The following is a 22506-nucleotide window of genomic DNA, read 5'->3' as shown; positions in this document are numbered from 1 at the left end:
AATGAGGGATACTAAATGGAAAAAATGATCGGAATTATAGCAGATGATTTAACAGGTGCGAACGACAGCGGAGTACAGCTGACGGAAAAGGGCATCCCAACCTCCGTGCTGTTTGATCTTTCTGACCGGTCGCACACCCTTGACAGCGGGCTGGTCATCGACACAAATGCCAGAGCGCTGATCAGAGAAAAAGCAGCTCAGCAAACAAAAAAAGCCGCACTTTTTTTAAAGGAAGCCGGCTATCAGACCATTTATAAAAAAATGGATTCGACCCTGAGAGGGCATATCGGCACGGAGTTAAAAGCAGTAAAGGACGTGTTCACCCCTGATTTTGTGTTCATTGCCCCTGCTTTCCCTGCCCTGCATCGCACAACAAAAGATGGTATACATTATATAAAAGGTCAGCCATTGTCGGAAACCGAGATATCAAAAGACCCGAAGCACCCGGTTACAGAGTCCTCTATTCCCCGCCTGATTGAGCAGGAAATTGGAGAAAAAGTCGGGCTGCTAAAAAAGGACGATCTGGAAGATGAACAGCTATTTTCTGAAAAAGTCCTCTCCTTAAAAAAAGACGGCTTTGACTATCTCGTGTGCGATGCAGAAACAGAAGAAGACCTGCGCCTTTTTGCAGGCAGGATGAACCGGCTGTCTTCCTCTATTATCTGGGCAGGTTCTGCCGGACTTGCGGAAGTCCTTCCGGATGTGCTGAATTTTTATCAAAAGCCTGCAGAACGTGAACTGACACCTGCTGATCAGGTGGTCGCTGTTTGCGGAAGCTTGTCAGGCGTCACACAGGAACAGGTCCGCTATGCTGCAGAACAAGAAGATGTTATCGGCGTTGAAGTGAATACACTCGACATTTTTTCAGATCAATGGGATGCCACAAGAGTCCTGTATATGAAACAGTGTGAAGAAATCATAAAAAGCAAACTGCATCTTGCCCTTTACGTACCATCTCACACAGAGATTCGGGAAAAAATAAAAGAACGCGGCCAGCAGCTTGGTCTATCAAGCTATGAAATTGGTGAAACGATCTCTACAGCACTTGGTGAAATCGTGAGGGATCTTGCAGCCCGTTCCCCACAGCTGAAGAGTTTTGTTTTAACTGGCGGCGACACAGCGAAAGAAACCGCAAAGCTGCTTGGAGGCAGCGGGATCAGACTGATTAAGCAAATCGAAGCCGGAATTCCAGCCGGAGAACTAATTGGACCCAAACGCACGATGACCATTGTCACAAAAGCCGGTGCATTTGGAGACAAGCAATCCATTTACCGTGCCATGTGCAAACTGAAAGGAGCGGCAATTCATGAGTAAAAAACCGATTATAGGCATTACAATGGGGGACGGCGCAGGAGTCGGACCCGAAGTAATTATCAAAAGCCTGCAGCACCAGCATTTATATGTAGAAGCTCATCCCATCGTAATTGGTGATGCCTCACGTCTTGAAAAAGCGGCTGCATTACTGAACATCCCCATCAAGTTAAAAAGAGTAAACGATCAGGATTCACTGACCGAAACTGCACATGGAGAAATTCAGTGCCTGGATCTCAACCTTCTGCCCGCTGATCTGCCATTTGGACAAGTAGCCGCTGAAGCTGGCGACGCTGCTTTTCAATATTTGAAAAAGGCGATCGAACTGGCGAATGAAGGTAAAATTGATGCAATCTGCACCGCTCCTTTAAATAAAGAAGCGCTTCATAAAGGCGGTCACCAATATCCCGGTCATACCGAGATTCTTGCTGAACTAACAGGTACAAGTGATTTTTCCATGATGCTTTCTTCTCCAAAGCTGAAGGTCATTCATGTAACCACACATATGGGACTGATTGATGCCATTCAATCTATTCAGCCGCAACGTGTACTGAAGGTCATCGAGCTGGCACATGAGACACTCTCAAAATCAGGGATTTCATCACCAAAGATCGGTGTGTGCGGCATTAATCCACACGCCGGTGAAAATGGTCTGTTTGGTTATGGCGAGGAAGAAGAAAAAATCATTCCTGCCATTGAAGAAGCACAGGCAAAAGGCATTGAGGTTGAAGGCCCATTACCGGCTGATACACTCTTCTTCCGTGCCCAGCGCGGCGATTTTGATATCGTGGTCGCTATGTATCACGATCAGGGCCACGGTCCCATCAAAGTACTTGGTCTCGAAGCAGGCGTGAACATCACAGTCGGCCTGCCAATCATCCGCACCAGCGTAGACCACGGAACCGCATTTGATATTGCCGGAAAAGGCATTGCCGACGAAGGCAGCATGCTTGAAGCACTTCGCCAGGCAATTGAGCTGGCACCGGAGAAATAAGGAAAAGGCATCCCTGGGGCTTGGGGATGCTTTTTTTTATATTGTTCCACGTGGAACTTTTTACTTAAGTGGCAGTTCGCTAGGCTAAATTATGGTTAGCGCTCCCAAATCAGCGTTGCCCGTTCAATAATGTCACTCCATGCATCTTTTTCAAAAGAAATTTCTTCTGCATCAAATTCTGCATAGTACACTGCATCCGCTGTTTGACCTTCTGGCAATTGAAAAGTGGATCCTTGTACATTAGGATTTTCCTTAGGATTTATAAAGCTTCCTGAAGGTGAATCGTAAAGCGTTTGGGTGTAAAACATCACGATTACATTCTTTTCGGTGCCATCTACTTCAACAGTCATGGGATGCGTTGCGTGAACGCCTGCGTAGCTGTTGCCCGAATATCTTGAGACTAATTCATTGTCCTGGTTTTCAATTGTAATCAGTTCCTGTGAATACGGTATAACGGTTTTAAAGTAAAAGATGTAAGAAAAAATTCCAAATAAAAGAGCCATCGTTGCTAAAATGGACGCCATAGAGATCATCCACTTCTTTTTACGCCACCTTTTTTTAATTTTCCCTAAAGCAGACCCTTTGTTCTTTGCAGGAATGCGTAGAGCTTGCTTCATTGACCTATACTCCTGCCGGCAATTTTCGCATTGATGTAAATGCTGCTCGACCATTTCTTTTGTATCCTCACTCACCACTTCATCCACATAAAGGGGAAGAACATCCTGGATAATGGTGCACTTAACTTCGTTCATTATTCATCTCCTCCATATACTCCATGATCATTTTTCTCGCCCTGTGAAAGGTTACTCTTGACCACCCTTCACTTTTCCCGAAAATTTGTCCGATTTTTTTAAACGGCAATTCCCCAAATGTTCGAAGCATAAAAACTTCCTTATATGGTTCCTTCATGCCGTGCAAAAACTGATGAACAGTAAAGGCATCTTCCTTGTTCATTAGATGCTCCGTAATTTCAACGCCTGTACCCATCTCCTCCATTACATCAGACAGAATCTGTTTTTTCTGCTTTTTGTAATAGGTGAAATACGTATGTTTTGCTATGGTAAAAAGCCACGCGCGAATATCCGATGGACCCGTATCGTTTTCTATAGCGTTTAACGCCTTAAAGAACGTTTCCTGAGCCATTTCTTCGGCAATCTTTTCATCCTTGCTTAATGCTCTAAGATATAAATAAACATCATGGAAATAGTCCTGGTAGATTTCCTCAAAATCCATCTCTTGCCCCCTCTCACCTAGACAACTCCTGAAATTGATTAACGTTACAATAATCGTGAAAATTTTTTTGTTGAAGTAAACAATTTTTTATAGTGGGCGACCTGCAGATCATCTGCACAAGCGTAGACCACCGAACAGTATTTTCCTTTATTATCATAATATTTGTTTTAATTTGACATTAAATGATGCGTCATCTATTATTTAAACTATTAGATGACACATCATTTATTAGAGTGGAGGATTCGCTTTGAAGGTACATATTTTGCACACGGGTCGTGTACGCATTGATCAGGCACTGGCTTATAAGGAAAAAAGCATTCACCCTGCACCTTATACAGGCTGGTTTAGAGGGAATGAAAAGAAGATGTGGGTTCCTGTTTCTTCTTACTTGATTGAACACCCAACAGGATATATTTTAATCGATACAGGGTGGCATGAACAAATAAGAGAGAATCAAAAAAAGCATTTAGGGCGTTTTTCTAACTCTATGTATACAGGAGACCTTCCGAATGGGCAATCCGTCCTTGAACAGCTCCGAAGCAAGGGAATTCAAAGTCACGACATCAGCTTAGTTTTATTGACTCATCTTCATTCTGATCATGTTAGTGGGCTGCAAAATTTTAAGGATGCAAAAAGAATCCTTACAAGCGACATAGAATGGAAAGCGGCAAATAGAAAAATGGGCTATATTAAATCCATGTGGGAAGGTATTCCTATTGAAACGTTTATTCCTTCTGCTATTCCTCACGGACCTTTTAAGCTGGGACTCGACCTATTTGGAGACGGTTCTATATATTTAGTTCATACCCCCGGCCATAGTGCAGGAATGTTTTCCGTCATGGTCAAAATGAAGGAAGACTGGCTGCTGCTGGCAAGTGACGTTGGGTACTCAAAAAAATCATGGCAGAAGATGATTCTCCCCGGGGTCACTGTCAATAAATCAGATGCAGAAAAATCATTGCAATGGGTAAGGGATTTTTCTAAAAGAAAAGACTGTATCCTTACAGCTGCCAATCACGACCCGCTTATACGACCACAAACAATTTTCTAATGTAGAAAGGAATAACAGGATGGAAAACTTTAAAGAATTGGAGACATTTAGATATTTAATTTTAGCTTCTCAACGACAAGGAAATAGAATGTACACTGAGTTACTGACGGACATAGGCGTTACACCATCACAAGCTGAAGTAATCAGTGTGCTAACAAAGTATCAGCCCCTGTCTTTAAAAGAACTAGGCTCTCTTTTAATATGTGAAACAGGAAGTCCTTCAAGATTAATTGAGAGAATGGTAAAAGAAAATCTAATTGAACGAATTAAAAATATACATGATTCCAGGTTTGTAATCCTGCAACTGACAGAACTCGGTAGAAATAAGCATAAATTAATCGTCCAAGCAGAATATCAAATGTATGAAGCACTTGGTGGTCTATATTCAAAGGAAGAATTACAACTCGTTAATCAGATATTACGCAAATTTTTAAAAACTCCCCCCCTGTCCTCTACACTTTCAAATCGTGGGTTTATTTAATCACTACCACCACTTTATAAGTTTTCACACCGAACTGGATTTCCAGATAATTATGAAAGGAGCGATTTAATTGAACGCTAATAAGACCTATTCCCACGGCATTAAATTGAGACCTATTAACATACAGGATTATGAGGCTGTTTTAAAATGGAGCAAAGATCCTTCTTTTTGTTCAGCTAATGGCTGGGAACAAAATCAGCCTTCGGAAAGATTGTATACTTGGTGGTCAAATTGTGTAAATAATGCGGAGAAAGATTTCTTTCGAAAAGGGAAAGAGTTAAATGGAGAATTAATTGGATATGCTGATTTAGCTTCTATCAAGGATCATACAGCCGAGCTAGGAATCGCCGTTGGGGAAAGCAGACTATGGGGAAAAGGAATTGGGTACCATTCCGCTTTATGTATGCTGAAATACGGGGCAGAGAAAGTAGGAATTTCCACTTTCCTTGTTGACGCATGAAGAAAATAGACGAGCCAGAAAGATGCTTGAAAAAATCGGTTTTAAAGAAGTCAGCAGAATAGGCAGTGAAGAGTATTTAGGGCAATTCAGTCAGTTAATTCAGTATAGGGGGAAACATTGATTAAATGTTTCCCTGACTAGTATTTCATTCCTTCACTGATATCCATTTAGGTGAAATTTTAAACTTAATCACTCAGCGTGCCAAAACAAAGTTGCCTTAAGCTATTACCGCCCGTCCGCAACGATATGAATATCGATATTGGAGGTTTCCCGCATGATCATATTGACGATCGATCCTTTTCTGATTTCTTCCCATCTGGTTCGGGCAGATTGACCAAGCAGAATCTGTGTTACCTTGTATTTTTTTGCAACATCAATGATCACTTTAGCCGGCTTTCTGCCCCCCCTTTCTTCAACGATCATGGTTGCGTTAAACTGTTGGGCAAGCATATGCCATTCTTTGTTTTTCTTCGCGTTTAAAGCGCTCTCTTCCCCGTTATCTGAGGTGACATTTAAGATATATAATTCCGCCTTCAATCGATGAGCCATCCTCCAACCTCTTCTGATAAGCTTTTCTGCAGTTGGTCCGTAATGCACACACACAAGTATTTTTTCATTCACACCAAAAGGACCGTTTATAAGATCACCGCTGATTTGCTCAATTCTCTCGTCTACATCATTGGCAATCTCTCGTAAAGCAAGTTCTCGAAGAGCAGATAAATTTGCCGCAGTGAAAAAATGCGATAAACTTTGTTCAATCTTTTCGGGGGCATAAATTTTGCCATCACGCAGTCTCTTTCTCAACGTTTCAGGAGGGATATCAATCAGCTGAATTTCATGCGCTTTTTGAACAAATGTATCTGGAACCCTTTCTCTTACTTTCACTCCGGTAATTTGCCGGACGATGTCATTCACACTTTCAAGATGCTGGATGTTGACTGCTGACAGCACATTAATTCCGGCATCCAGGATACTTGAGATGTCCATATATCTCTTTTCATTTACTGAGCCGGAAATATTGGTATGAGCAAGTTCATCTACAATCACGATTTCAGGCTTTCTTTTAAGCACAGCCTCCACATTCAGTTCTTGAAACTTTTTTCCTTTATAGGTGATGACCTTTAATGGAACCTGCTCCAACTCCTTTATTTGAGCCTCCGTCTCTATACGTCCATGAGTCTCAATGAATCCAATTACCACGTCGATTCCTTCCTTTTTAAGATCGACTGCATCCTGAAGCATCTTATAGGATTTTCCGACTCCCGGGGCTGCACCTACATATAATTTCAGCTTGCCTTTTTGGGATTCTGTCAGTTCGTTGAGAATTTCTTCCGGCGTTTTTCTTCTGAAATAGGGATGATCTTTTTCCATGCTTACTCACCTCTTTTACTCGCTGATTCTTTAGACCCTTAAAGATAAAATGGACCCTAACCGTGTAAACAGTTAGGGACATGAGGGTTTATTCTTGAATAAGTTCTTGCAAGTCCAGATTGAGCATGAGGACATGCACACGTTCTTCCCCAAATAGACCCCATTCTTTTCCCTGGGTATTCTCTTCTATTAATTCTTCCAGCCTCTCACTTGATATTTCTGTCAATTCTGCGACCCGTTCTACTTGCGCAGCTGCACCTTCTACAGAAATATGCGGATCAAGTCCTGAAGCAGAATCCGTCACTAGATCAATCGGAAGCTGGTTAACAGGAATTGCTGGATTTTCTTCGCTCCATGCGGCTATCGACTCCTCCGTCCGTGTAATCATATCCTGATTAGAAGGGGCATAGTTGTTAGACCCTGAACCGGATGCATCATACTCGATTGCAGATTCCCTGCCATGAAAATACATAGGGTCAGTAAAGTTCTGGCCAATCAATTCAGACCCCACCACTTCACCTTGTTCATTATAAAGTAAACTGCCGTCTGCCTGATCCGGCATGATGGCTTGCGCAATTCCAGTAGATACAAGAGGGTAAACCAATCCAGTCAGTATCATTAGGGTGAAGCTGGACCTGATAATAGGTCCAGCAAGTTTTTGTTCATTTTTCATGATCATCTTCCTCACTTTTTAGTAGGTTAATTGTTAGATAAACAATGAAACGGCCATATCAATTAATTTTATGCCTATGAAAGGAACCAGGACTCCACCAAGTCCATAGATCGTTAAATTCCGGCTTAACAAAGCATTTGAACTCATTGGTTTATAGGCAATTCCTTTCATGGCCAGCGGGATCAACATTGGAATAATAATGGCATTAAAGATCAATGCTGATAAAATCGCTGACAACGGCGTAGACAGCCCCATGATATTCAATGCTGTCATTTCCGGAATCGCAAGCATAAACATGGCCGGAATAATGGCAAAGTATTTGGCAATATCATTTGCAATACTAAATGTGGTCAGCGCACCTCTTGTCATAAGCAATTGTTTTCCGATCGAAACGACTTCGATGATTTTTGTAGGATTTGAATCTAAATCAACCATGTTGGCTGCTTCTTTTGCCGCTGTTGTTCCGCTGTTCATGGCCAGCCCTACATCTGCTTGAGCCAGTGCAGGAGCGTCATTCGTTCCGTCACCCGTCATGGCTACCAGTTTCCCTTGGGACTGTTCATACTTAATAACCTCAATCTTATCTTCCGGCTTACATTCTGCTATAAATTCATCCACTCCCGCTTCTTTTGCTATCGTGGCAGCAGTCAGAGGGTTATCTCCTGTTGCCATAATGGTTTTAATGCCCATTTGTCGCAGCTGATCAAAGCGCTCCTTCATTCCAGGCTTTACGGTGTCTTTAAGGTAGATGAGGCCAAAAATTTGGGAATCCATGGCAACCGCCAAAGGAGTTCCGCCTTCACGAGCGATTTTATTTGCTTCTTCATCAAGGTCTGCAGGAATGGTTCCTCCCTGTGCAGCCACCCAATTCTTAACTGAATCGACAGCCCCTTTTCTCACCCGGCGTCCATCTCTAAGATCCATGCCGCTCATTCTCGTCTCTGCCTTAAACTCAATAACCTGACCGCCTGCTGCTTCAGAGGCATTCAGCTTGCTGCCTTTTTCTTTAAGCAGCTCTATGGTGGACCGTCCTTCTGGGGTTTCATCCTTTAATGAACTAATTCCTGTCCAGTAGTAAAGCTCCTCTAAAGAAGCATTGCCTGCTGGAATAAAGTTGCTCGCCATACGGTTACCAAATGTAATCGTTCCGGTCTTATCCAAAATGATTGTATTGATGTCTCCTGCTGCTTCAACTGCTTTTCCTGACATCGCAAGAACATTAAACTGCGTAACCCGATCCATCCCTGCAATTCCTATAGCAGATAAAAGTCCTCCGATCGTCGTGGGAATCAAGCAGACGAGCAATGCGATCAGGATCGGAATCTCAAGGGAAAACCCAAGGTAATTCGTGAACAAAGGAAGCGTTACGACGACAATCATGAAAATTAACGTTAAACTCGTCAGTACCGTATTCAACGCAATCTCATTTGGAGTTTTTTGCCGTTCCGCTCCTTCAACCAATGAAATCATTCGATCCAGAAAAGATTCACCTGAATTGCTGGTGATCCTCACTTTAATCTGGTCGCTGACCACTCTTGTTCCTCCGGTGACCGAGTTAAAATCACCTCCTGCCTCTTTAATAACAGGAGCTGATTCCCCTGTAATCGCTGATTCATCTACAGAAGCAAGTCCTTCAATCACCTCACCGTCTCCTGGGATCATTTCTCCCTGTGAAACCATGACTACGTCACCTTTTTTTAAGGATGTTGAAGAAATCTTTTCTGTTTTTCCATTCCCTTTTATAAGGTTAGCTGTAATCTCCTGCTTTGATTTTTTTAACGAATCTGCCTGTGCTTTCCCGCGTCCTTCTGCAATCGCTTCAGCAAAATTCGCAAATAATACTGTGAACAATAAAATTAAACTCACGGTATAATTGAACCATGGCTCAACTCCACTGGCGCCAAATGCATTTGGTGCAAAAGACAAAATCAATGTAATGATAAAACCAACTTCCACCACAAACATAATCGGATTTTTTACCATTTTTCTCGGATCAAGCTTTATAAAAGAATCTTTAAGCGCATGTATTACCATTTCTTTGTCCATCAATTTTTTTCCATCCTTATGGTCATTATGATTCGGCTGCTGAGGAAGGTTCTTTTGAGAAGAACTTCTTCTTTTTTTCTCTGGAAAATCAGCAGTTTCACTAGCTTCTTTTAAAAGATAATTGGTCATCATTTTCACTCCTATCTACAATGTCAGGTATTCTGCTACTGGCCCCAATACGAGAGTTGGGAAAAAGGTTAGTGCTCCCACAATAAAGAAGGTGCCAACCAGGATCACTCCAAATAAAGGTGTATCCGTGCGGAATGTTCCTACGGTCTCAGGAACAAGCTTTTTAGATGCCAATGAACCTGCAACAGCTAACATTGTGACAAGACCAAAGAATCTTCCCAAATACATCACGATTCCTGTGGTGATATTCCAATACGGTGTCGCATCCCCAAGGCCTTCAAACCCTGATCCATTATTTGCAGCTGAGGAGGTATATTCATAAACCACCTGTGAAACTCCATGAAAACCACTGTTAGAGATTGCTGCTGTCCCAAGAGGTGTATAAAGCGCCGCTGCAGATGCCCCTAAAATTAAGAGCGGCTGCATCAGCATCGTGATGGCAATCAGCTTCATTTCTCTGCCCTCTATTTTTTTCCCAAGGAACTCAGGTGTACGTCCTACCATTAACCCTGACAGGAAGACAGCAATCATTGCGTACATCATAACGTTAATGAAGCCTGCACCTACACCGCCAAAAACGGTGTTCAGTAACATATTGGAAAGAGCAAGCATCCCTCCAATAGGCGTTAACGTATCATGCATAGTGTTAACAGCCCCTGTTTCAGTAGCAGTTGTAACCAGTGCATAAAAGATAGATTGACCTGTTCCAAACCGGACTTCTTTCCCTTCCATACTGCCTTGTTCTGTGTCAATTCCTAATGCATTCAATGCTGGGTTTCCTTGATATTCATAGAACAAAGCTGTTGACAGGAACACAATAAAAACCATTAACATAGAGACAAAGAGAACGCGCCCCTGCTTGAAATTACCGACCATTTTTCCATACGTAAACGGTAAGGCAGCCGGCAGCAGAAACATTAAAAGAATTTGAATGAAATTACTGATCGCATTTGGATTCTCAAAAGGATGTGCAGAATTGACGCCAAAAAAACCACCACCGTTATTTCCAAGCTCCTTAATCGATAAAAACGTTCCAACAGGACCGCGTGCAATTTCCTGTGCAGTGCCTTCAATTGTTTCCGCTGTTATAGAAGGCTCTAATGTCTGTGGAACGCCAAGCGCCACAAAAATCAATCCTGTCACAAGAGCAGCCGGCATAAGCACACGTGTGATAGCTCTGAATAAATCCACAAAAAAGTTTCCAATTTCTCTACCAGAAAGCCCTCTTACAAACGCGATGGCAACCGCAAGGGCCGTTCCTGGTGCAGCAAACATCATGAATAGAATTCCGATCATCTGCCCCATATAAGAAAGACCCGACTCACCACTATAATGCTGCAGATTTGTATTAGTCATAAAGCTGATAGCCGTATTAAAGGCAAGTGTCGGCTCCATACCCGGATTCCCACTGGGGTTCAGCGGCAGGACACCTTGAAGTCTAAAGACCAGATAAACCAGTACGATCATGAACCCGTTAGCCAGGATTAACGCCAATGCGTATTGCTTCCAACTCTGATTGACTTTTTTAATACCGCTTAACTTGAAGAGCAGATTTTCAAATGGACCAAACACTTTATCCAGTCGTGTTTTTTTATAATCAAATGCTTTTGCCAAGTAGATTCCTGAAGGCTTAGCAATCAGCACCATCACTGCCAGTGTAATGAAGATCGATAGAATTGTTGTAATCACCTAATATTCCTCCAACTAATTAAAATTTCTCTGGATTAAGCAAGACATAAAATAAGTACAATGTAATAACTGCGGTAACACCGAGTAAAAAGATCATCAGAACTTCTCACTTCCTTGATCCACTAACGCGGAAGACCAATTTGCCAATCCCAGCATAAGGGATGGGAGGATTACGAAAAGCCCGATCATAACGACATCCAACATGGTAAAAAACCTCCTGACTTTATCTTAAAAAACATGAGATATATCTGCTTTTTGTGTACACCACATACGTGGCACCCATTGAGTAATAAAGGCTTACAGGGTACCTGTGAGGTGCCGGTGAAGCAATGATAAAAACAGGTGCACAGGTGCTGTTTTTTATGATTCTCATGGTCTCGCATGTATTCAGAATATGACTCTCAAAAACAATGACCTTACTGAAATGGTCATCAAGCAGCAAGCACCGATCATCTTGGCAAAACTCGATCACTTCCTGGAACCCTCTCTCCTTCAAACTTTCCGTAATGAGGGAATTTGGGGAAAGAAAACAGCAGGACAGCGAAACTGCCAGATCAATCACTATCTCGTTCAGTATTTCGCTAGTAGGTATCAAAACTAATGGAGTATCTTTTGGCCGCTCCAATGTGAACATGATGTCCTCCTTTCTTTTGCAGCACCTCCCATATCTGAAGCGATAGATTCATTCATGCCAATAAAAGTCCTGGAATAAATGCAGCGTCCAATTTCATCCAATAGGTCTCCTTTGTAAAAAAGACCCAAATTCAGAAAACAAAAATAGACCAATGCTTACTTTTCCCCCCGACAATAGACAAGAGCACGGATCAATCAGCATTCATGAAGAATGAATTGATCAAATAACTCTTGTTCATCTGGAGAAAAAGCACACATTGGCCTACTTAACGCCTAGCCAGCTGAAACAGCCTTCTATGCATTCTGTCTTCCATGTTCACTTTTTCAAAATAGGCATAATAAAAAGACCTACTTATTAGTCAAGCTGCCCCTTATGCTGTTTAGAACAACATAAAAAGCCCCCTGAAAAAGGTGGTCTTTATGACCTCCTTCGCTTTAGCCGACGAAGTTAGCTGACGGGTAGGATGGCGAAAGAGTTTGACTCTCATCCCTTCTACAAATGTAGAATAAACCCCAGTTGATTGGGTCCTCCGTTCTCGTTACCGAGATTTGGCCGAAAATATTTAGGTGTTGCTTACGAGCAATATATTACTCCTGCCTCAAGACATTGTAAATTCCTAAAAAAACCTATAATCGACTGTATTTAACCGTTTGAACTATAAAAAGGTTATTTATCTACCGATTACTAACTGAGACAATCTTTTTCTTCAAATTTTAAAATTTATATTTTTTATTGACATCTTTTTAACCTCTCAGTAACATAAGCCTTGAAATTGACCATCGTATCGATTGAGGAGGAAAAAAGATGAAATCTTCTAAAAGAAGATTAGAAGCCGAATTAAGTGAAGCATTTATAAAAATGCAAAGAGAACTGATCGGCCGCGGTCCACAGGAAACCAGAACCTATATTGTAGAGGACATGGTGATTGCGAGATTTAAAGGTGTGCTGACAGTGGAAGAAAAACACCTGGTGGAGCATGATACTGGAAGAAAGCTTGTAAAACAGATGCGCCAGGTCTTAAGAGAAATGTATAGTACAAATATTGAAGAAATCGTTGAAATGCATACGGGCTGCAAGGTTCTGTCAAGCCACAGTGATATTAGTACAAAAACAGGTGAACGGATGGAAGTGTTTGTACTCGACAAGAACCTGGAAAAAACAATGGAGCAATAAATGTGGCTACAACTGCGCTAAACATATGGAATTATTTTGCTTAATCATAAAAAATATTCAAAAATTCATATAATAAATTCAAAACACCTCCGATTTCAGTACATCATGCACTGACTCGGAGGTATTTTATGAATTCATCGACTGCATTACTTAGATGGTGCAGACCACTCTCATTAGCTTATTGAGTAATCAGTTCCAGTTCTACGGGTACGAATTCTTCCACCGTTTCTCCATCCAAAACGGTTTGTGCTGTTTCAATGGCACTCATTCCGATTTCATCAGGTTTCTGTGCAACTGTAGCTGCCATTGTTCCAGCTTCTACTGCGGCCACTGCATCCTCTGTGGCGTCAAAACCAACAACGATTACATCTGACATGCCTGCTGCTTCGAGTGCTTCTACTGCGCCCAATGCCATTTCATCATTGTGGGCAAATACTGCATCAAATTCTGCACCGCTTTGAATGATGTTTTCCATAACAGAAAGTCCTTCAGCACGGTCAAAATTTGCGGTCTGATTTGCGACGATTTCAATTTCACTTTCATTGACAACTTCATTGAAACCTTCTCCCCGTTCACGAGCAGCTGAAGATCCGGCGATCCCTTCAAGCTCCACAACATTTCCTGATCCACCAAGCTCTTCAATAATAAAGTTGCCTGCAAGTCGTCCGCCTTCCACATTATCAGAGGCAATATGTGTCACCACTTCTCCGCCCTCTGCACTTCGGTCTACTGTAATAACTGGAATATCTGAGCTATTAGCAGACTCAATTGCAGATGCTATTGCAGCAGAATCGGTCGGATTCACAAGTATCAAATCTACATCTTGCTGAATTAAATCCTCAATATCGCTTATTTGTTTTGCAGGATCATCCTGAGCATCCACTACAGTAATGTCCATTCCTGCTTCTTCAGCCTGAGCCTCAGCACCTTCTGATAGTGTTACAAAAAACGGATTATTCAAAGTAGAAATCGAAAATCCGATCGCACCTCCATTTTCACTGCTCCCGTTTCCTTCATCGCTTCCGTCGTCTTCACTATCAGAACCGGGCGAATCAAGCGAACACGCAGCTAAAACTAGAGACATAATCAGCATTACCACTAATAGAGAATTTTTTTTCATTTTCTAACACTCCTCTGTATTTATTATTAAGCAGCTTTCTTCCGATCCAGCAGGACTGCCAGCAGAATAACGCCGCCTTTTACCACTTGCTGATAAAAAGAAGAAACGTTCATTAAATTCAAACCATTATTCAGAACTCCTATAATCAAAGCACCAATTAAAGTACCCACTATCCATCCACGACCGCCAGTCAGGCTTGTTCCCCCCAATACAACTGCTGCAATCGCATCAAGCTCATATGCTGTTCCTGCTGTTGGCTGAGCAGAGTTTAATCGGGAAGTCAGAATGATTCCAGCGAGTACACTAAGCACACCCGTTAAGGTGTAAACACCTATCTTAATTCGGTCAACATTTAACCCGGCAAGCCTTGACGCCTCTTCGTTGCCTCCAACTGAATACACACCTCGGCCAAACGTCGTTTTCTTAAGAATGAACCATAAAATACCAAATGCTAGAAACATGGTAACGACAGGGAAGGGGATGCCGAACACATAACCTTTCCCAATCATTTGAAATGAAAACGCATCAGACAAGCCTGTAACCGGACGTCCTTCTGTGTACACAAGTGTCAGTCCCCGATAAATCGTCATGGTGGCCAAGGTCGCAATAAACGGGGCAACTTTTCCTTTTGTAATGATCAGGCCATTAAATGCCCCCATCGCCGCCCCGATCAGTAAACCAATCAGAATTGCCAGAATAGGATCAAATCCGGCTGTCATCGCGCCGGCTGTCAATGCTGCGCCGAGTGCCAGCATCGAGCCGACTGACAAATCAATTCCCCCTGTTAAAATAATAAACGTCATCCCAAATGCTATTAGGGCATTAATCGAAACCTGCCTTAAAATGTTTAGAATATTATTAAGGTCAAGAAAGCTGGGACTTAAAATAGATAACACAGCAATAATTAAGATTAAACCAAGAAATGGACCTATTTTTTGGATAATACCTGTGTTTTTCACCTTACTCTCCTCCTGTCGCTGCCGTCATAATTTTCTCCTGGTCTGCTCCGGCTCTGTCCATGATAGAAGTAACCTTTCCTTCATGCATGACGAGTATCCGGTCTGACATACCAAGAATTTCCGGGAGCTCTGATGACACCATAATGATCGAAACACCTTTTACGGTAAGATCATTCATGATTTGATAGATTTCTTTTTTCGCCCCGACATCCACTCCTCTTGTCGGTTCGTCGAGAATCAGTACAGATGGGTTAGTCGCCAGCCACTTGCCGATCACAATTTTCTGCTGATTCCCTCCACTAAGTGACTTTGCTTCCTGCTCCATCCCTGACGTTTTAATTCTTAGACGCTCAATCAAGTCCGTTGCTGATGCCTGTTCCTTTTTTATGCGGAGCAAACTCCATTTTGAAAGCTGATTAAGCTGAGCAGTTGAGAGATTCTCCCTAACGGTTTGGTTCAGAATAAGCCCTTCCCCTTTCCTATCCTCCGTAACAAAAGCCATGCCTGCACGGATTGACTTTTTCGGAGATGGCTTTTTAAGGGTTTTTCCTTCAATTTGAATGACACCTGAGCTTTTATCTGCTCCAAACAAAGCCCTCATCAGCTCTGTTCTGCCAGCCCCCATCAGTCCCGCCACACCTAAAATTTCTCCTTCTCTCAAGTCAAATGACACCGACTTCACTCCAGTTGAAGAAGATAAATTGTCTACGGTAAGTCTGACTTTCCCCGGCATTCCTTTTCTCTCAGGAAATTGCTCACCAAGCTCTCGTCCCACCATCATTTTGACTACTTCCTGAAAGTCTGTTTGATTTATAACTCTGGTCCCAACGGAAGCCCCGTCTCTTAATACGGTAATCCGGTCGCACATCGTAAAAATTTCTTCCATACGATGTGAAATATACACAATGGCCACGCCCTTTTTCTTCAAACCGCCCATCACATTAAACAAGACATCAATTTCCTTTTTTGTGAGCGCGGCGGTGGGTTCATCCATGATCAGCACCTCACTGTTTGCCGATACTGCTCTGGCAATTTCAATCATTTGCTGCTGACCAACAGAGCAATCAGAAGCAGGCTTTTTAGGGTCCAGCTTAATGCCCAGCTCCATTAACCATGCTTTCGCTTCTTCATTCATCACTTTGTTTTTTAAAATGCCCGTCTTTCCCGCCGTTTTCTCTTTGCCTAAAAAGAAATTTTCAGCCACCGTCAGTTCAGGAATAATGTTCAGCTCCTGATGAATCACACTGATTCCGGCTTTTTCAGCTTCCTTAGGACTTTTAAATGTAATTTCCTTGCCTTTATACGTGATATCGCCCTGGTCTTTTGAATGAATCCCGGTCAATATCTTCATTAACGTCGATTTGCCGGCACCATTTTCTCCCATCAAAGCATGAATTTCACCACTCTTTAAATCAAATGAAACCCCTTTAAGCACATGTACTTGCCCAAATGCTTTATGGATCCCATTCATTTCAATGATCGAGCTGCTCAAAAGATCACCCCCGCATGCAGAATTATGTTTGCGTATGGCGTATGTTCTCCCGTTCTGATTACTGCTTTTGCCGACTTCGTCTGTTGCTTAAATACTTCATGCGAGACCTTTTCTATGGAGTGGAAACGGGCGTTGGCAAATTGGCTGAACGCTTCATTTCTTACTTCTGCTTCTTCAGCGATCGTCACTTTCTCCACTTCCATTTCATCTACCACCGCTTTTATGACCACATCTATTGCAGGAACTCCCAATGTGAGAGACAAGTCTATCTTTTTCACACCATCAGGAATAGGGAGGCCGCAGTCTGCAATCACGATGGTATCGGTGTGGCCAATGTCCGCAAGAACTTTTGTTATCTCACTGTTTAAGAAACGACTTTTACGCATGGCTATCCCCCAGCTGCTCTATGGTCGGCATTGCACTTTGTGCGCCAAGCGATGTAATAGATATACTCGCTGCTTTCACAGCCTTCTCAACAGCTTCCCTTAATTCAAATCCTTGATCCAGGAATGCTGCCAGTCCTCCGTTAAACGTATCCCCGGCACCTGTCGTATCAACTGGATGAACCTTTGGTGCAGGAATGTGTACTTCTTTGCCGTTTTCGAAAAAGCTTGCCCCTTCACTGCCTCTGGTTATAATTAATTTTTCATTATAGACTTCTAAAAAATCGTTTTCCTTTCGAAGAGCCGCTGCCTCATGTTCATTGGGTGTTACGTAATCTGCCAGCTGCCACCATAGAGCAGGAAGCGGCTTGAACGGAGCGGGATTCAAAATAACGATCCACCCTTTTTCCTTTGCCGCTTTCATTGCTTGCTCAACAGCATCATCCGGAATTTCTAACTGAACAAGCAGGATGCCTTTTTCCAGCTCATTCATCGCATCCTTCACATACGCAGGGGTGACTTCGCTATTAGCTCCTGCCACTACGATTATTTGGTTGTCCTGCTCCGCTACAACAATAGAAGCGGTGCCTGTGGGTAAATGTGTAACCGGTTTCACATCAGACACATCAATCTTTTCTTTTGTTAAATGCGCTACATAGCTCTCTCCATATAGATCATTTCCTACACGACCCACCATCTTTACTTCACTTCCAAGCCTGGATGCTGCAACGGCCTGGTTCGCTCCTTTTCCGCCAAAGACAGTGGAGAAACCCGAACCCAGAATGGTTTCTCCCGGAAGCGGAAATCTCTCTGCCTCTGTCACGAGGTCAATATTTAAACTGCCTGCAACTGTAATCATGTGATCACTCCTTATATTGTTGATTGTCTAATGGTTAATTCAGCATTCAACCTCACATGCTCCGCAGACACTTTAGGATTCTCAAGCCGCTTCAACAGCATTTCTGCTGCTTTTTTTCCAATTTGATAAATAGGCTGCTGCATAGTGGTTAATTCCGGCGTGACTGCTGTGCCCCACTCAACACCATCAAAGCCCATGACAGAGAGTTCTTTAGGCACTTTAATACCAAGTTTGGCGGCTGCTTTTAAAGCACCGATCGCCATCACATCATTGCCGGCAAAAATAGCATCGATCTGCTTGTCTTTAGTTAACAGCTGCATCGTATTTAACATGCCGCTCTGAAGCTCGTAGGCTCCTTGCTGAATGATGGAATCCAGTCCTTCTTCATTCATAAAGTCTTGATAGGCTCTCCTTCTCTCACCTGAAGTAAACACATGAGAAGGACCTGCTAAATGGGCAATTCTTTTGCATCCTCTGTCGACCAGAAACTCCAGCGCTCTGCGGCTGCTTTCATAATTATCTATCGTGACGGAGGGAATTTTGTCATCAATATGGCGGTCTAATGCGACAACTGGCACGTTTAATGGCGCAAGATGCTCCCACTTAAGAGTATTTGAAACGATAATAAAACCGTCAATATACTTTGAAGTCATTCCTTTTAAGTAGTCGAGTTCATGTTGTATATTTTCATCACTGTTAAACAGGATCGTCGTATACCCTTTCGGATACATGACGTCCTCTACCGCTCGTACAAGCTGCGGAAAGAATGGGTTTGTAATATCGGGAATTAAAAGGCCAATCGTATTGGACGTTTTCTTAAAAAGACTTCTCGCAACACTGTTGGGATTGTAATCTAAATCTTCAATCGCCTTACGTACAGCTTTGCGCGTGTCCTCGTGAACATAACCTTTATCATTCAGTACCCGCGACACAGTAGCCACTGACACTCCAGCTTCTTGCGCCACCTGTTTGATCGTTGCCATTTCATCACATCCTGCCATTTATGTAATCGGTTACATATTGATTTATTAAAAAGGGTTACATTTCGATTCGACCTGTGTAACCGGTTACATGCAGTGTACAGGGTTTAAATTGTGCTGTCAAGAAGGAAATGATTGAACGGATAAAATTCGGACAGCTTATCATATCTAGTAAAACTGCTATCATGATGCAGGATTCTCCACTCTTACGTTGAACTAGGTTAAGAAGAGACTATTTTTATTATGAAAAGGAGCGATCTACATGCAATTAGGTGCTTTTTCAATCAGTTTAAATGTAAAGGATATCCGCGCGTCAAAGGCATTTTATGAAAAGCTTGGTTTTGAAGATTTGGGAGGCAATATCGAGCAGAATTGGCTGATCTTAAAGAATGGACAAACCGTGATTGGGTTATTTCAGGGGATGTTCGAAAAAAACATGCTTACCTTTAATCCTGGATGGGATCAGGATGCTGCGGATATTGATTCGTTTACAGATGTGCGGGAATTGCAGAAAAAGCTTAAGGAAGCCGGCGTACCGCTGACAAGCGAGGCAGATGAAAATAGTTCGGGACCTGCGAGTTTTACGCTTGAAGATCCGGATGGCAATCCAATTCTGGTGGATCAGCATAGGTAGGATTGGTTTTGATTAAAGCATAGGAAAAACCATCCTGCCTATGCTTTAATTTCAATTTAATGAATGTTCCACATGAAACATTTAATACGTTTCTAATGAAAGCCTGTTTCTCATTTCATTTGTCAATTGGTGCAGCGCGGTTCCTTCAAGGTAGAGCGGATGCCACTCGCCAATTGCGGCTTCAACTTGATCAAGAGCAGCAAGCGCCTTCTCATTTTGATCTCTTACAATCGCTAAATATGCATCACGCAGATGCCGGGATACAGGCTCGCGGTCTGTGATGAGCTGAAGTTTTTCTTCAATATTCTCTTCGTCCTTTAGCTTGCCGGCAAAATAGAGTCCAGCAGCGGCAGCCACATCCATCATATCCTGCAGAATAACCCCTTGTTTTGAGCGGGGCTGAAAGACTCTTCCTTCAGTTAGTTCAAGAAAGCGTTCCGGATTGGAAGTATAGTAATAAGGTCCAATCGTGGAAAGAAGAGAAGAGGCGAGCGGCCAGTCTTCAAAATGTTCAATGACTCGCACTGTCTTTTCTATCGTTTCGCGGCTCCATCGCCCCATCGCCTGAGGATCCTCCTGTAGCAGCTGATAGCTAACCAAAAGCACTTCAGCTCCCTGCTCTTTTCCTTTCAGCATCGCAATCACTCTTCCATCGCTTTGAGCACCGGCTGCCGTTTCAACATTAGCCAGATTTGTCAGTCCGAAGAATAGATTGATTACTCCAAAAATCAACAAAGCGCCAGACGGCCAAATCAAGTACGCTGCAGCAACAGCAGGGATACCGATCACCAGATTTGAAATCGGGCCTGCATAAATAAATCGAAGCAGCTTTTTTCGCATGTCTCTTTCCGGGATCGGTTCAGGAAAACGCATCATTGCACGTCCCAAGTACCCAAGTGCCGGAAGCCGGAAGAAAAACCGCTTCCTTCCGTTTACTTTTGCATAGACGAAAGGGCCGTAGGAAAGATTCATGACTTCCATGCCGCCAAGCTTCCCGCCGATTGCATGACCAGTCTCATGAATCATGACACTGAGAATAATGCTGAATAACATGACAAATAAAAGATAGACCACACCATTCAGGCTGAATGCTACATCTTCTCGTATAATATATGTAGCAATTAAAACACCGACTAAAGCCCCTCCTGCAAGCTGTCCAGCTTTAGCTGCCAGCTTAGGCAGTACTTGCGCTGGTTTTTTCTGACTGTGTTGTTCCATTTTCAACCCCCTTTTGATGAAATAAACGATCATGATCTTTTACATACGAACGTGCGCCCAAAATAGATTCAAATGATCTCATTAAATCGTGAATGTTCGACAAAGTCTATTTTTAAAAAAGCAGTGTGATAGGATAAGAGTAAACAAAAAGGACTGAAGCGGATGACTCAATTAGATGATCTGATGCAAGCCATAAATGAATTTCGTGAGGAGAGGAACTGGAATAAATCGCATAATCCAAAAGACCTCGCCATTTCCATTTCAATAGAAGCAGCAGAGCTGTTAGAAGACTTTCAGTGGAGAAGTAACGAGCAAGCCATTGAACAGAACATGGAAAACATTAAAGAAGAAATTGCGGATGTCCTGATTTACTCATTGACTCTATGCAGTGAGCTGAACTTGGATGTGGAGGAAATCGTGAGAGAAAAAATTAAGAAGAACGGATTGAAGTATCCTGTTAAAAACAGCAGGCAGGCTGAAAGGTCCCGTTAAGCGCGACCATGTACATAATAAATTTTATTGATCAGGAGCTGTCTTTATGAAGAAAACAGTCCAAGTAGTCGCTGCAGTTATTGAAAACGAGAAGGACGAAATTCTGTGCGCACTGCGCTCTCACGACATGCTGATCCCAAATATGTGGGAATTCCCAGGCGGCAAAGTGGAAAATGGTGAACAGTTGCAGGAGGCACTGGAAAGAGAAATTGAAGAGGAGCTCCTATGCACCATTAAAGCGCATGACATCATCAACGAAAATGTACACGAGTACGATACGTTCATTATTCACCTGATCTCAATCAAAGCTGAACTTGTTAGCGGCACACCTGTGGCAACCGAGCATTCAAAGCTTATCTGGCTGCCGCGCCAAAACCTTGAATCACTCGTTTGGGCGCCAGCGGATCTTCCGGCGGTTCGGGATGTAATGAAGCAGGTGCTATCATAAAAAAGCAAGGAGCCCTCCCGCTCTTTGCTTTTTTCTTTATGATTCTTGTGAAATCACTCTCTTTTATTCTGATTTTTGTCTGCTTGTACTTTATTTTTTTTCAATTTCCTGCAACCTGGAGTGACTGGACGGAAGTCGCCGGATTCTTATTGACAGTATTTCTACTCATGTATGTATCCAGTTTTATCTCGCTTAAGCGCTCGTATAAGAAGAATAAAGAGCTAATCTAAAAAGCCATCTTTGATCGATCCAAAGATGGTCCCCTCCTTATTTTGCCTGCTCATCCGGCTGATGAATGCCAAAAATATTGCCTTCTGTATCTTTAAAATATCCCTGCCATGCCATTCCCGGGAGCGCGTGCTTGGCTAACGCCACGATGCCGCCATTCGCAAGTATGATCTCTTCAGTCTGATCAAAGTCCTCGACCATCATGGTGCAGGCATATCCATTTACCGCCTGATTTCCTTCTGGTGGAGGACCCTGACGCTGCATGAGTGCCCCGTTTACCCCCATTTCACTGTCATCGCCCGTTACAGCCCCAAAATAAGGCATCCCCGTATATTCACTCCAGTCTTCATACGTCCAGCCAAATGCTTCCCCATAAAACTTTTTCGCTCTCTCCATATCATCTACATGAATTTCAAAATGAACCAGTCTTCCCATCCCTTTTCCTCCT

Annotated in this window: 25 protein-coding genes and 1 riboswitch; of the genes, 9 read left to right on the top strand and 16 right to left on the bottom strand. The window is 42.8% G+C overall.

The annotated features are described in order from the left end of the window. Window positions 1–15: 15 nt before the first annotated feature. Window positions 16–1314, top strand: coding sequence for a four-carbon acid sugar kinase family protein (locus tag P6709_RS12095; RefSeq protein WP_278241183.1), 1299 nt, complete (start codon window positions 16–18; stop codon window positions 1312–1314). Continuing rightward, entirely contained in the window at window positions 1307–2305 is a 999-nt protein-coding gene (gene pdxA, locus P6709_RS12090) for a 4-hydroxythreonine-4-phosphate dehydrogenase PdxA (RefSeq protein ID WP_278241182.1), read from the top strand. The genes P6709_RS12095 and pdxA overlap by 8 nt, the downstream gene beginning before the upstream one ends. 95 nt (window positions 2306–2400) lie before the next feature. On the opposite strand, the gene P6709_RS12085 is transcribed toward pdxA, so the two are convergent. Together P6709_RS12085 and P6709_RS12080 are read right to left on the bottom strand one after the other, a co-directional pair. Further along, on the bottom strand, window positions 2401–3057 hold the full coding sequence (locus tag P6709_RS12085; protein ID WP_278241181.1) for a zf-HC2 domain-containing protein: 657 nt from the start codon (window positions 3055–3057) through the stop codon (window positions 2401–2403). Next, window positions 3044–3538, bottom strand: a complete 495-nt coding sequence (locus P6709_RS12080) for an RNA polymerase sigma factor (RefSeq protein ID WP_278241180.1) — start codon at window positions 3536–3538, stop codon at window positions 3044–3046. Before P6709_RS12080 ends, P6709_RS12085 begins: the two co-directional genes overlap by 14 nt. Before the next feature lie 247 nt (window positions 3539–3785). Here P6709_RS12080 and P6709_RS12075 point away from each other — a divergent pair, with 247 nt between their 5' ends. The 3 genes from P6709_RS12075 to P6709_RS12065 all read left to right on the top strand — a co-directional run bounded on the left by P6709_RS12075 (window position 3786) and on the right by P6709_RS12065 (window position 5530). After that, on the top strand, window positions 3786–4589 hold the full coding sequence (locus P6709_RS12075; RefSeq protein WP_278241179.1) for an N-acyl homoserine lactonase family protein: 804 nt from the start codon (window positions 3786–3788) through the stop codon (window positions 4587–4589). A 19-nt stretch (window positions 4590–4608) separates the two neighbouring features. Then, window positions 4609–5070 carry a MarR family winged helix-turn-helix transcriptional regulator gene (locus tag P6709_RS12070; RefSeq protein ID WP_278241178.1) on the top strand — a complete coding sequence of 154 codons (462 nt, stop codon included), beginning with the start codon at window positions 4609–4611 and terminating at the stop codon, window positions 5068–5070. A 70-nt stretch (window positions 5071–5140) separates the two neighbouring features. Beyond that, a complete protein-coding gene (locus P6709_RS12065; RefSeq protein WP_278241177.1) occupies window positions 5141–5530 on the top strand; it encodes a GNAT family N-acetyltransferase in 390 nt (129 codons plus the stop codon). A 225-nt stretch (window positions 5531–5755) separates the two neighbouring features. On the opposite strand, the gene kdpDN is transcribed toward P6709_RS12065, so the two are convergent. From kdpDN to P6709_RS12040, 6 genes are all read right to left on the bottom strand, one after another. Next, entirely contained in the window at window positions 5756–6901 is a 1146-nt protein-coding gene (gene kdpDN / locus P6709_RS12060) for a KdpD-like non-kinase potassium sensor (RefSeq protein ID WP_278241176.1), read from the bottom strand. Window positions 6902–6989: 88 nt separating this feature from the next. Further along, window positions 6990–7574, bottom strand: a complete 585-nt coding sequence (kdpC, locus tag P6709_RS12055) for a potassium-transporting ATPase subunit KdpC (protein ID WP_278241175.1) — start codon at window positions 7572–7574, stop codon at window positions 6990–6992. A 33-nt stretch (window positions 7575–7607) separates the two neighbouring features. Then, complete coding sequence (gene kdpB / locus P6709_RS12050) at window positions 7608–9749, bottom strand: potassium-transporting ATPase subunit KdpB (protein WP_278241174.1); 2142 nt, start codon at window positions 9747–9749, stop codon at window positions 7608–7610. Between the two features lie 15 nt (window positions 9750–9764). Next, entirely contained in the window at window positions 9765–11426 is a 1662-nt protein-coding gene (gene kdpA / locus P6709_RS12045; RefSeq protein ID WP_442905330.1) for a potassium-transporting ATPase subunit KdpA, read from the bottom strand. A gap of 31 nt (window positions 11427–11457) precedes the next feature. After that, the gene (locus P6709_RS20550) at window positions 11458–11535 is read right to left on the bottom strand and encodes a potassium-transporting ATPase subunit F (RefSeq protein ID WP_084215467.1); all 78 of its coding nucleotides are present in this window, start codon (window positions 11533–11535) and stop codon (window positions 11458–11460) included. Continuing rightward, complete coding sequence (locus P6709_RS12040) at window positions 11535–11642, bottom strand: signal peptide protein (RefSeq protein WP_278241172.1); 108 nt, start codon at window positions 11640–11642, stop codon at window positions 11535–11537. The genes P6709_RS20550 and P6709_RS12040 overlap by 1 nt, the downstream gene beginning before the upstream one ends. Window positions 11643–12493: 851 nt before the next feature. Then, a riboswitch (cyclic di-AMP (ydaO/yuaA leader) is annotated at window positions 12494–12636 on the bottom strand. A gap of 240 nt (window positions 12637–12876) precedes the next feature. Between P6709_RS12040 and P6709_RS12035 the strand changes: the two genes are divergently transcribed. Continuing rightward, window positions 12877–13245 (top strand): DUF2294 domain-containing protein, encoded by a 369-nt coding sequence (locus tag P6709_RS12035; protein WP_278241171.1) that lies wholly within the window; start codon window positions 12877–12879, stop codon window positions 13243–13245. Window positions 13246–13423: 178 nt separating this feature from the next. Here P6709_RS12035 and rbsB read toward each other — a convergent pair whose 3' ends face one another. Genes rbsB through P6709_RS12005 form a run of 6 tightly spaced genes read right to left on the bottom strand, consistent with a single transcriptional unit; the run spans window position 13424 to window position 19041 of the window. Beyond that, window positions 13424–14365 (bottom strand): ribose ABC transporter substrate-binding protein RbsB, encoded by a 942-nt coding sequence (rbsB, locus tag P6709_RS12030; RefSeq protein ID WP_278241170.1) that lies wholly within the window; start codon window positions 14363–14365, stop codon window positions 13424–13426. Window positions 14366–14391: 26 nt separating this feature from the next. Next, a complete protein-coding gene (locus P6709_RS12025; RefSeq protein ID WP_278241169.1) occupies window positions 14392–15324 on the bottom strand; it encodes an ABC transporter permease subunit in 933 nt (310 codons plus the stop codon). A gap of 1 nt (window position 15325) precedes the next feature. Continuing rightward, on the bottom strand, window positions 15326–16795 hold the full coding sequence (locus P6709_RS12020) for a sugar ABC transporter ATP-binding protein (protein WP_442905328.1): 1470 nt from the start codon (window positions 16793–16795) through the stop codon (window positions 15326–15328). A gap of 17 nt (window positions 16796–16812) precedes the next feature. Continuing rightward, window positions 16813–17202, bottom strand: a complete 390-nt coding sequence (gene rbsD, locus P6709_RS12015; RefSeq protein ID WP_278241167.1) for a D-ribose pyranase — start codon at window positions 17200–17202, stop codon at window positions 16813–16815. Continuing rightward, window positions 17195–18058, bottom strand: coding sequence for a ribokinase (gene rbsK / locus P6709_RS12010; protein WP_278241166.1), 864 nt, complete (start codon window positions 18056–18058; stop codon window positions 17195–17197). Before rbsK ends, rbsD begins: the two co-directional genes overlap by 8 nt. 11 nt (window positions 18059–18069) lie before the next feature. Further along, window positions 18070–19041, bottom strand: a complete 972-nt coding sequence (locus tag P6709_RS12005) for a LacI family DNA-binding transcriptional regulator (protein WP_278241165.1) — start codon at window positions 19039–19041, stop codon at window positions 18070–18072. A gap of 259 nt (window positions 19042–19300) precedes the next feature. Between P6709_RS12005 and P6709_RS12000 the strand changes: the two genes are divergently transcribed. Beyond that, window positions 19301–19672 carry a VOC family protein gene (locus P6709_RS12000; RefSeq protein WP_278241164.1) on the top strand — a complete coding sequence of 124 codons (372 nt, stop codon included), beginning with the start codon at window positions 19301–19303 and terminating at the stop codon, window positions 19670–19672. 81 nt (window positions 19673–19753) lie between these two features. Here the strand turns inward: P6709_RS12000 and P6709_RS11995 are convergent, their stop codons facing one another. Beyond that, on the bottom strand, window positions 19754–20890 hold the full coding sequence (locus P6709_RS11995) for a M50 family metallopeptidase (RefSeq protein WP_278241163.1): 1137 nt from the start codon (window positions 20888–20890) through the stop codon (window positions 19754–19756). A 162-nt stretch (window positions 20891–21052) separates the two neighbouring features. Here P6709_RS11995 and P6709_RS11990 point away from each other — a divergent pair, with 162 nt between their 5' ends. Together P6709_RS11990 and P6709_RS11985 are read left to right on the top strand one after the other, a co-directional pair. Continuing rightward, on the top strand, window positions 21053–21382 hold the full coding sequence (locus P6709_RS11990) for a nucleotide pyrophosphohydrolase (RefSeq protein WP_278241162.1): 330 nt from the start codon (window positions 21053–21055) through the stop codon (window positions 21380–21382). Window positions 21383–21428: 46 nt separating this feature from the next. Then, window positions 21429–21830 carry a (deoxy)nucleoside triphosphate pyrophosphohydrolase gene (locus P6709_RS11985; protein ID WP_278241161.1) on the top strand — a complete coding sequence of 134 codons (402 nt, stop codon included), beginning with the start codon at window positions 21429–21431 and terminating at the stop codon, window positions 21828–21830. 267 nt (window positions 21831–22097) lie between these two features. Here P6709_RS11985 and P6709_RS11980 read toward each other — a convergent pair whose 3' ends face one another. Beyond that, the gene (locus P6709_RS11980) at window positions 22098–22493 is read right to left on the bottom strand and encodes a VOC family protein (protein WP_278241160.1); all 396 of its coding nucleotides are present in this window, start codon (window positions 22491–22493) and stop codon (window positions 22098–22100) included. Between the last annotated feature and the right edge of the window lie 13 nt (window positions 22494–22506).

This window comes from Jeotgalibacillus sp. ET6, assembly GCF_029667115.1.
Classification (GTDB): Bacteria; Bacillota; Bacilli; order Bacillales; family Jeotgalibacillaceae; genus Jeotgalibacillus.
This window is presented reverse-complemented; position numbering and strand designations above follow the sequence as displayed.

Excerpts from the sequence above, each read along its gene's own strand:
- P6709_RS12095 (WP_278241183.1), top strand. The coding sequence starts at position 16 with ATGGAAAAAATGATCGGAATTATAGCAGATGATTTAACAGGTGCGAAC.
- pdxA (WP_278241182.1), top strand. The coding sequence starts at position 1,307 with ATGAGTAAAAAACCGATTATAGGCATTACAATGGGGGACGGCGCAGGA.
- P6709_RS12085 (WP_278241181.1), bottom strand. The coding sequence starts at position 3,057 with ATGAACGAAGTTAAGTGCACCATTATCCAGGATGTTCTTCCCCTTTAT.
- P6709_RS12080 (WP_278241180.1), bottom strand. The coding sequence starts at position 3,538 with ATGGATTTTGAGGAAATCTACCAGGACTATTTCCATGATGTTTATTTA.
- P6709_RS12070 (WP_278241178.1), top strand. The coding sequence starts at position 4,609 with ATGGAAAACTTTAAAGAATTGGAGACATTTAGATATTTAATTTTAGCT.
- kdpDN (WP_278241176.1), bottom strand. The coding sequence starts at position 6,901 with ATGGAAAAAGATCATCCCTATTTCAGAAGAAAAACGCCGGAAGAAATT.
- kdpC (WP_278241175.1), bottom strand. The coding sequence starts at position 7,574 with ATGAAAAATGAACAAAAACTTGCTGGACCTATTATCAGGTCCAGCTTC.
- kdpB (WP_278241174.1), bottom strand. The coding sequence starts at position 9,749 with ATGACCAATTATCTTTTAAAAGAAGCTAGTGAAACTGCTGATTTTCCA.
- P6709_RS20550 (WP_084215467.1), bottom strand. The coding sequence starts at position 11,535 with ATGATCTTTTTACTCGGTGTTACCGCAGTTATTACATTGTACTTATTT.
- P6709_RS12040 (WP_278241172.1), bottom strand. The coding sequence starts at position 11,642 with ATGTTGGATGTCGTTATGATCGGGCTTTTCGTAATCCTCCCATCCCTT.
- P6709_RS12035 (WP_278241171.1), top strand. The coding sequence starts at position 12,877 with ATGAAATCTTCTAAAAGAAGATTAGAAGCCGAATTAAGTGAAGCATTT.
- rbsB (WP_278241170.1), bottom strand. The coding sequence starts at position 14,365 with ATGAAAAAAAATTCTCTATTAGTGGTAATGCTGATTATGTCTCTAGTT.
- P6709_RS12020 (WP_442905328.1), bottom strand. The coding sequence starts at position 16,795 with ATGAATGGGATCCATAAAGCATTTGGGCAAGTACATGTGCTTAAAGGG.
- rbsD (WP_278241167.1), bottom strand. The coding sequence starts at position 17,202 with ATGCGTAAAAGTCGTTTCTTAAACAGTGAGATAACAAAAGTTCTTGCG.
- rbsK (WP_278241166.1), bottom strand. The coding sequence starts at position 18,058 with ATGATTACAGTTGCAGGCAGTTTAAATATTGACCTCGTGACAGAGGCA.
- P6709_RS12005 (WP_278241165.1), bottom strand. The coding sequence starts at position 19,041 with ATGGCAACGATCAAACAGGTGGCGCAAGAAGCTGGAGTGTCAGTGGCT.
- P6709_RS12000 (WP_278241164.1), top strand. The coding sequence starts at position 19,301 with ATGCAATTAGGTGCTTTTTCAATCAGTTTAAATGTAAAGGATATCCGC.
- P6709_RS11995 (WP_278241163.1), bottom strand. The coding sequence starts at position 20,890 with ATGGAACAACACAGTCAGAAAAAACCAGCGCAAGTACTGCCTAAGCTG.
- P6709_RS11990 (WP_278241162.1), top strand. The coding sequence starts at position 21,053 with ATGACTCAATTAGATGATCTGATGCAAGCCATAAATGAATTTCGTGAG.
- P6709_RS11985 (WP_278241161.1), top strand. The coding sequence starts at position 21,429 with ATGAAGAAAACAGTCCAAGTAGTCGCTGCAGTTATTGAAAACGAGAAG.
- P6709_RS11980 (WP_278241160.1), bottom strand. The coding sequence starts at position 22,493 with ATGGGAAGACTGGTTCATTTTGAAATTCATGTAGATGATATGGAGAGA.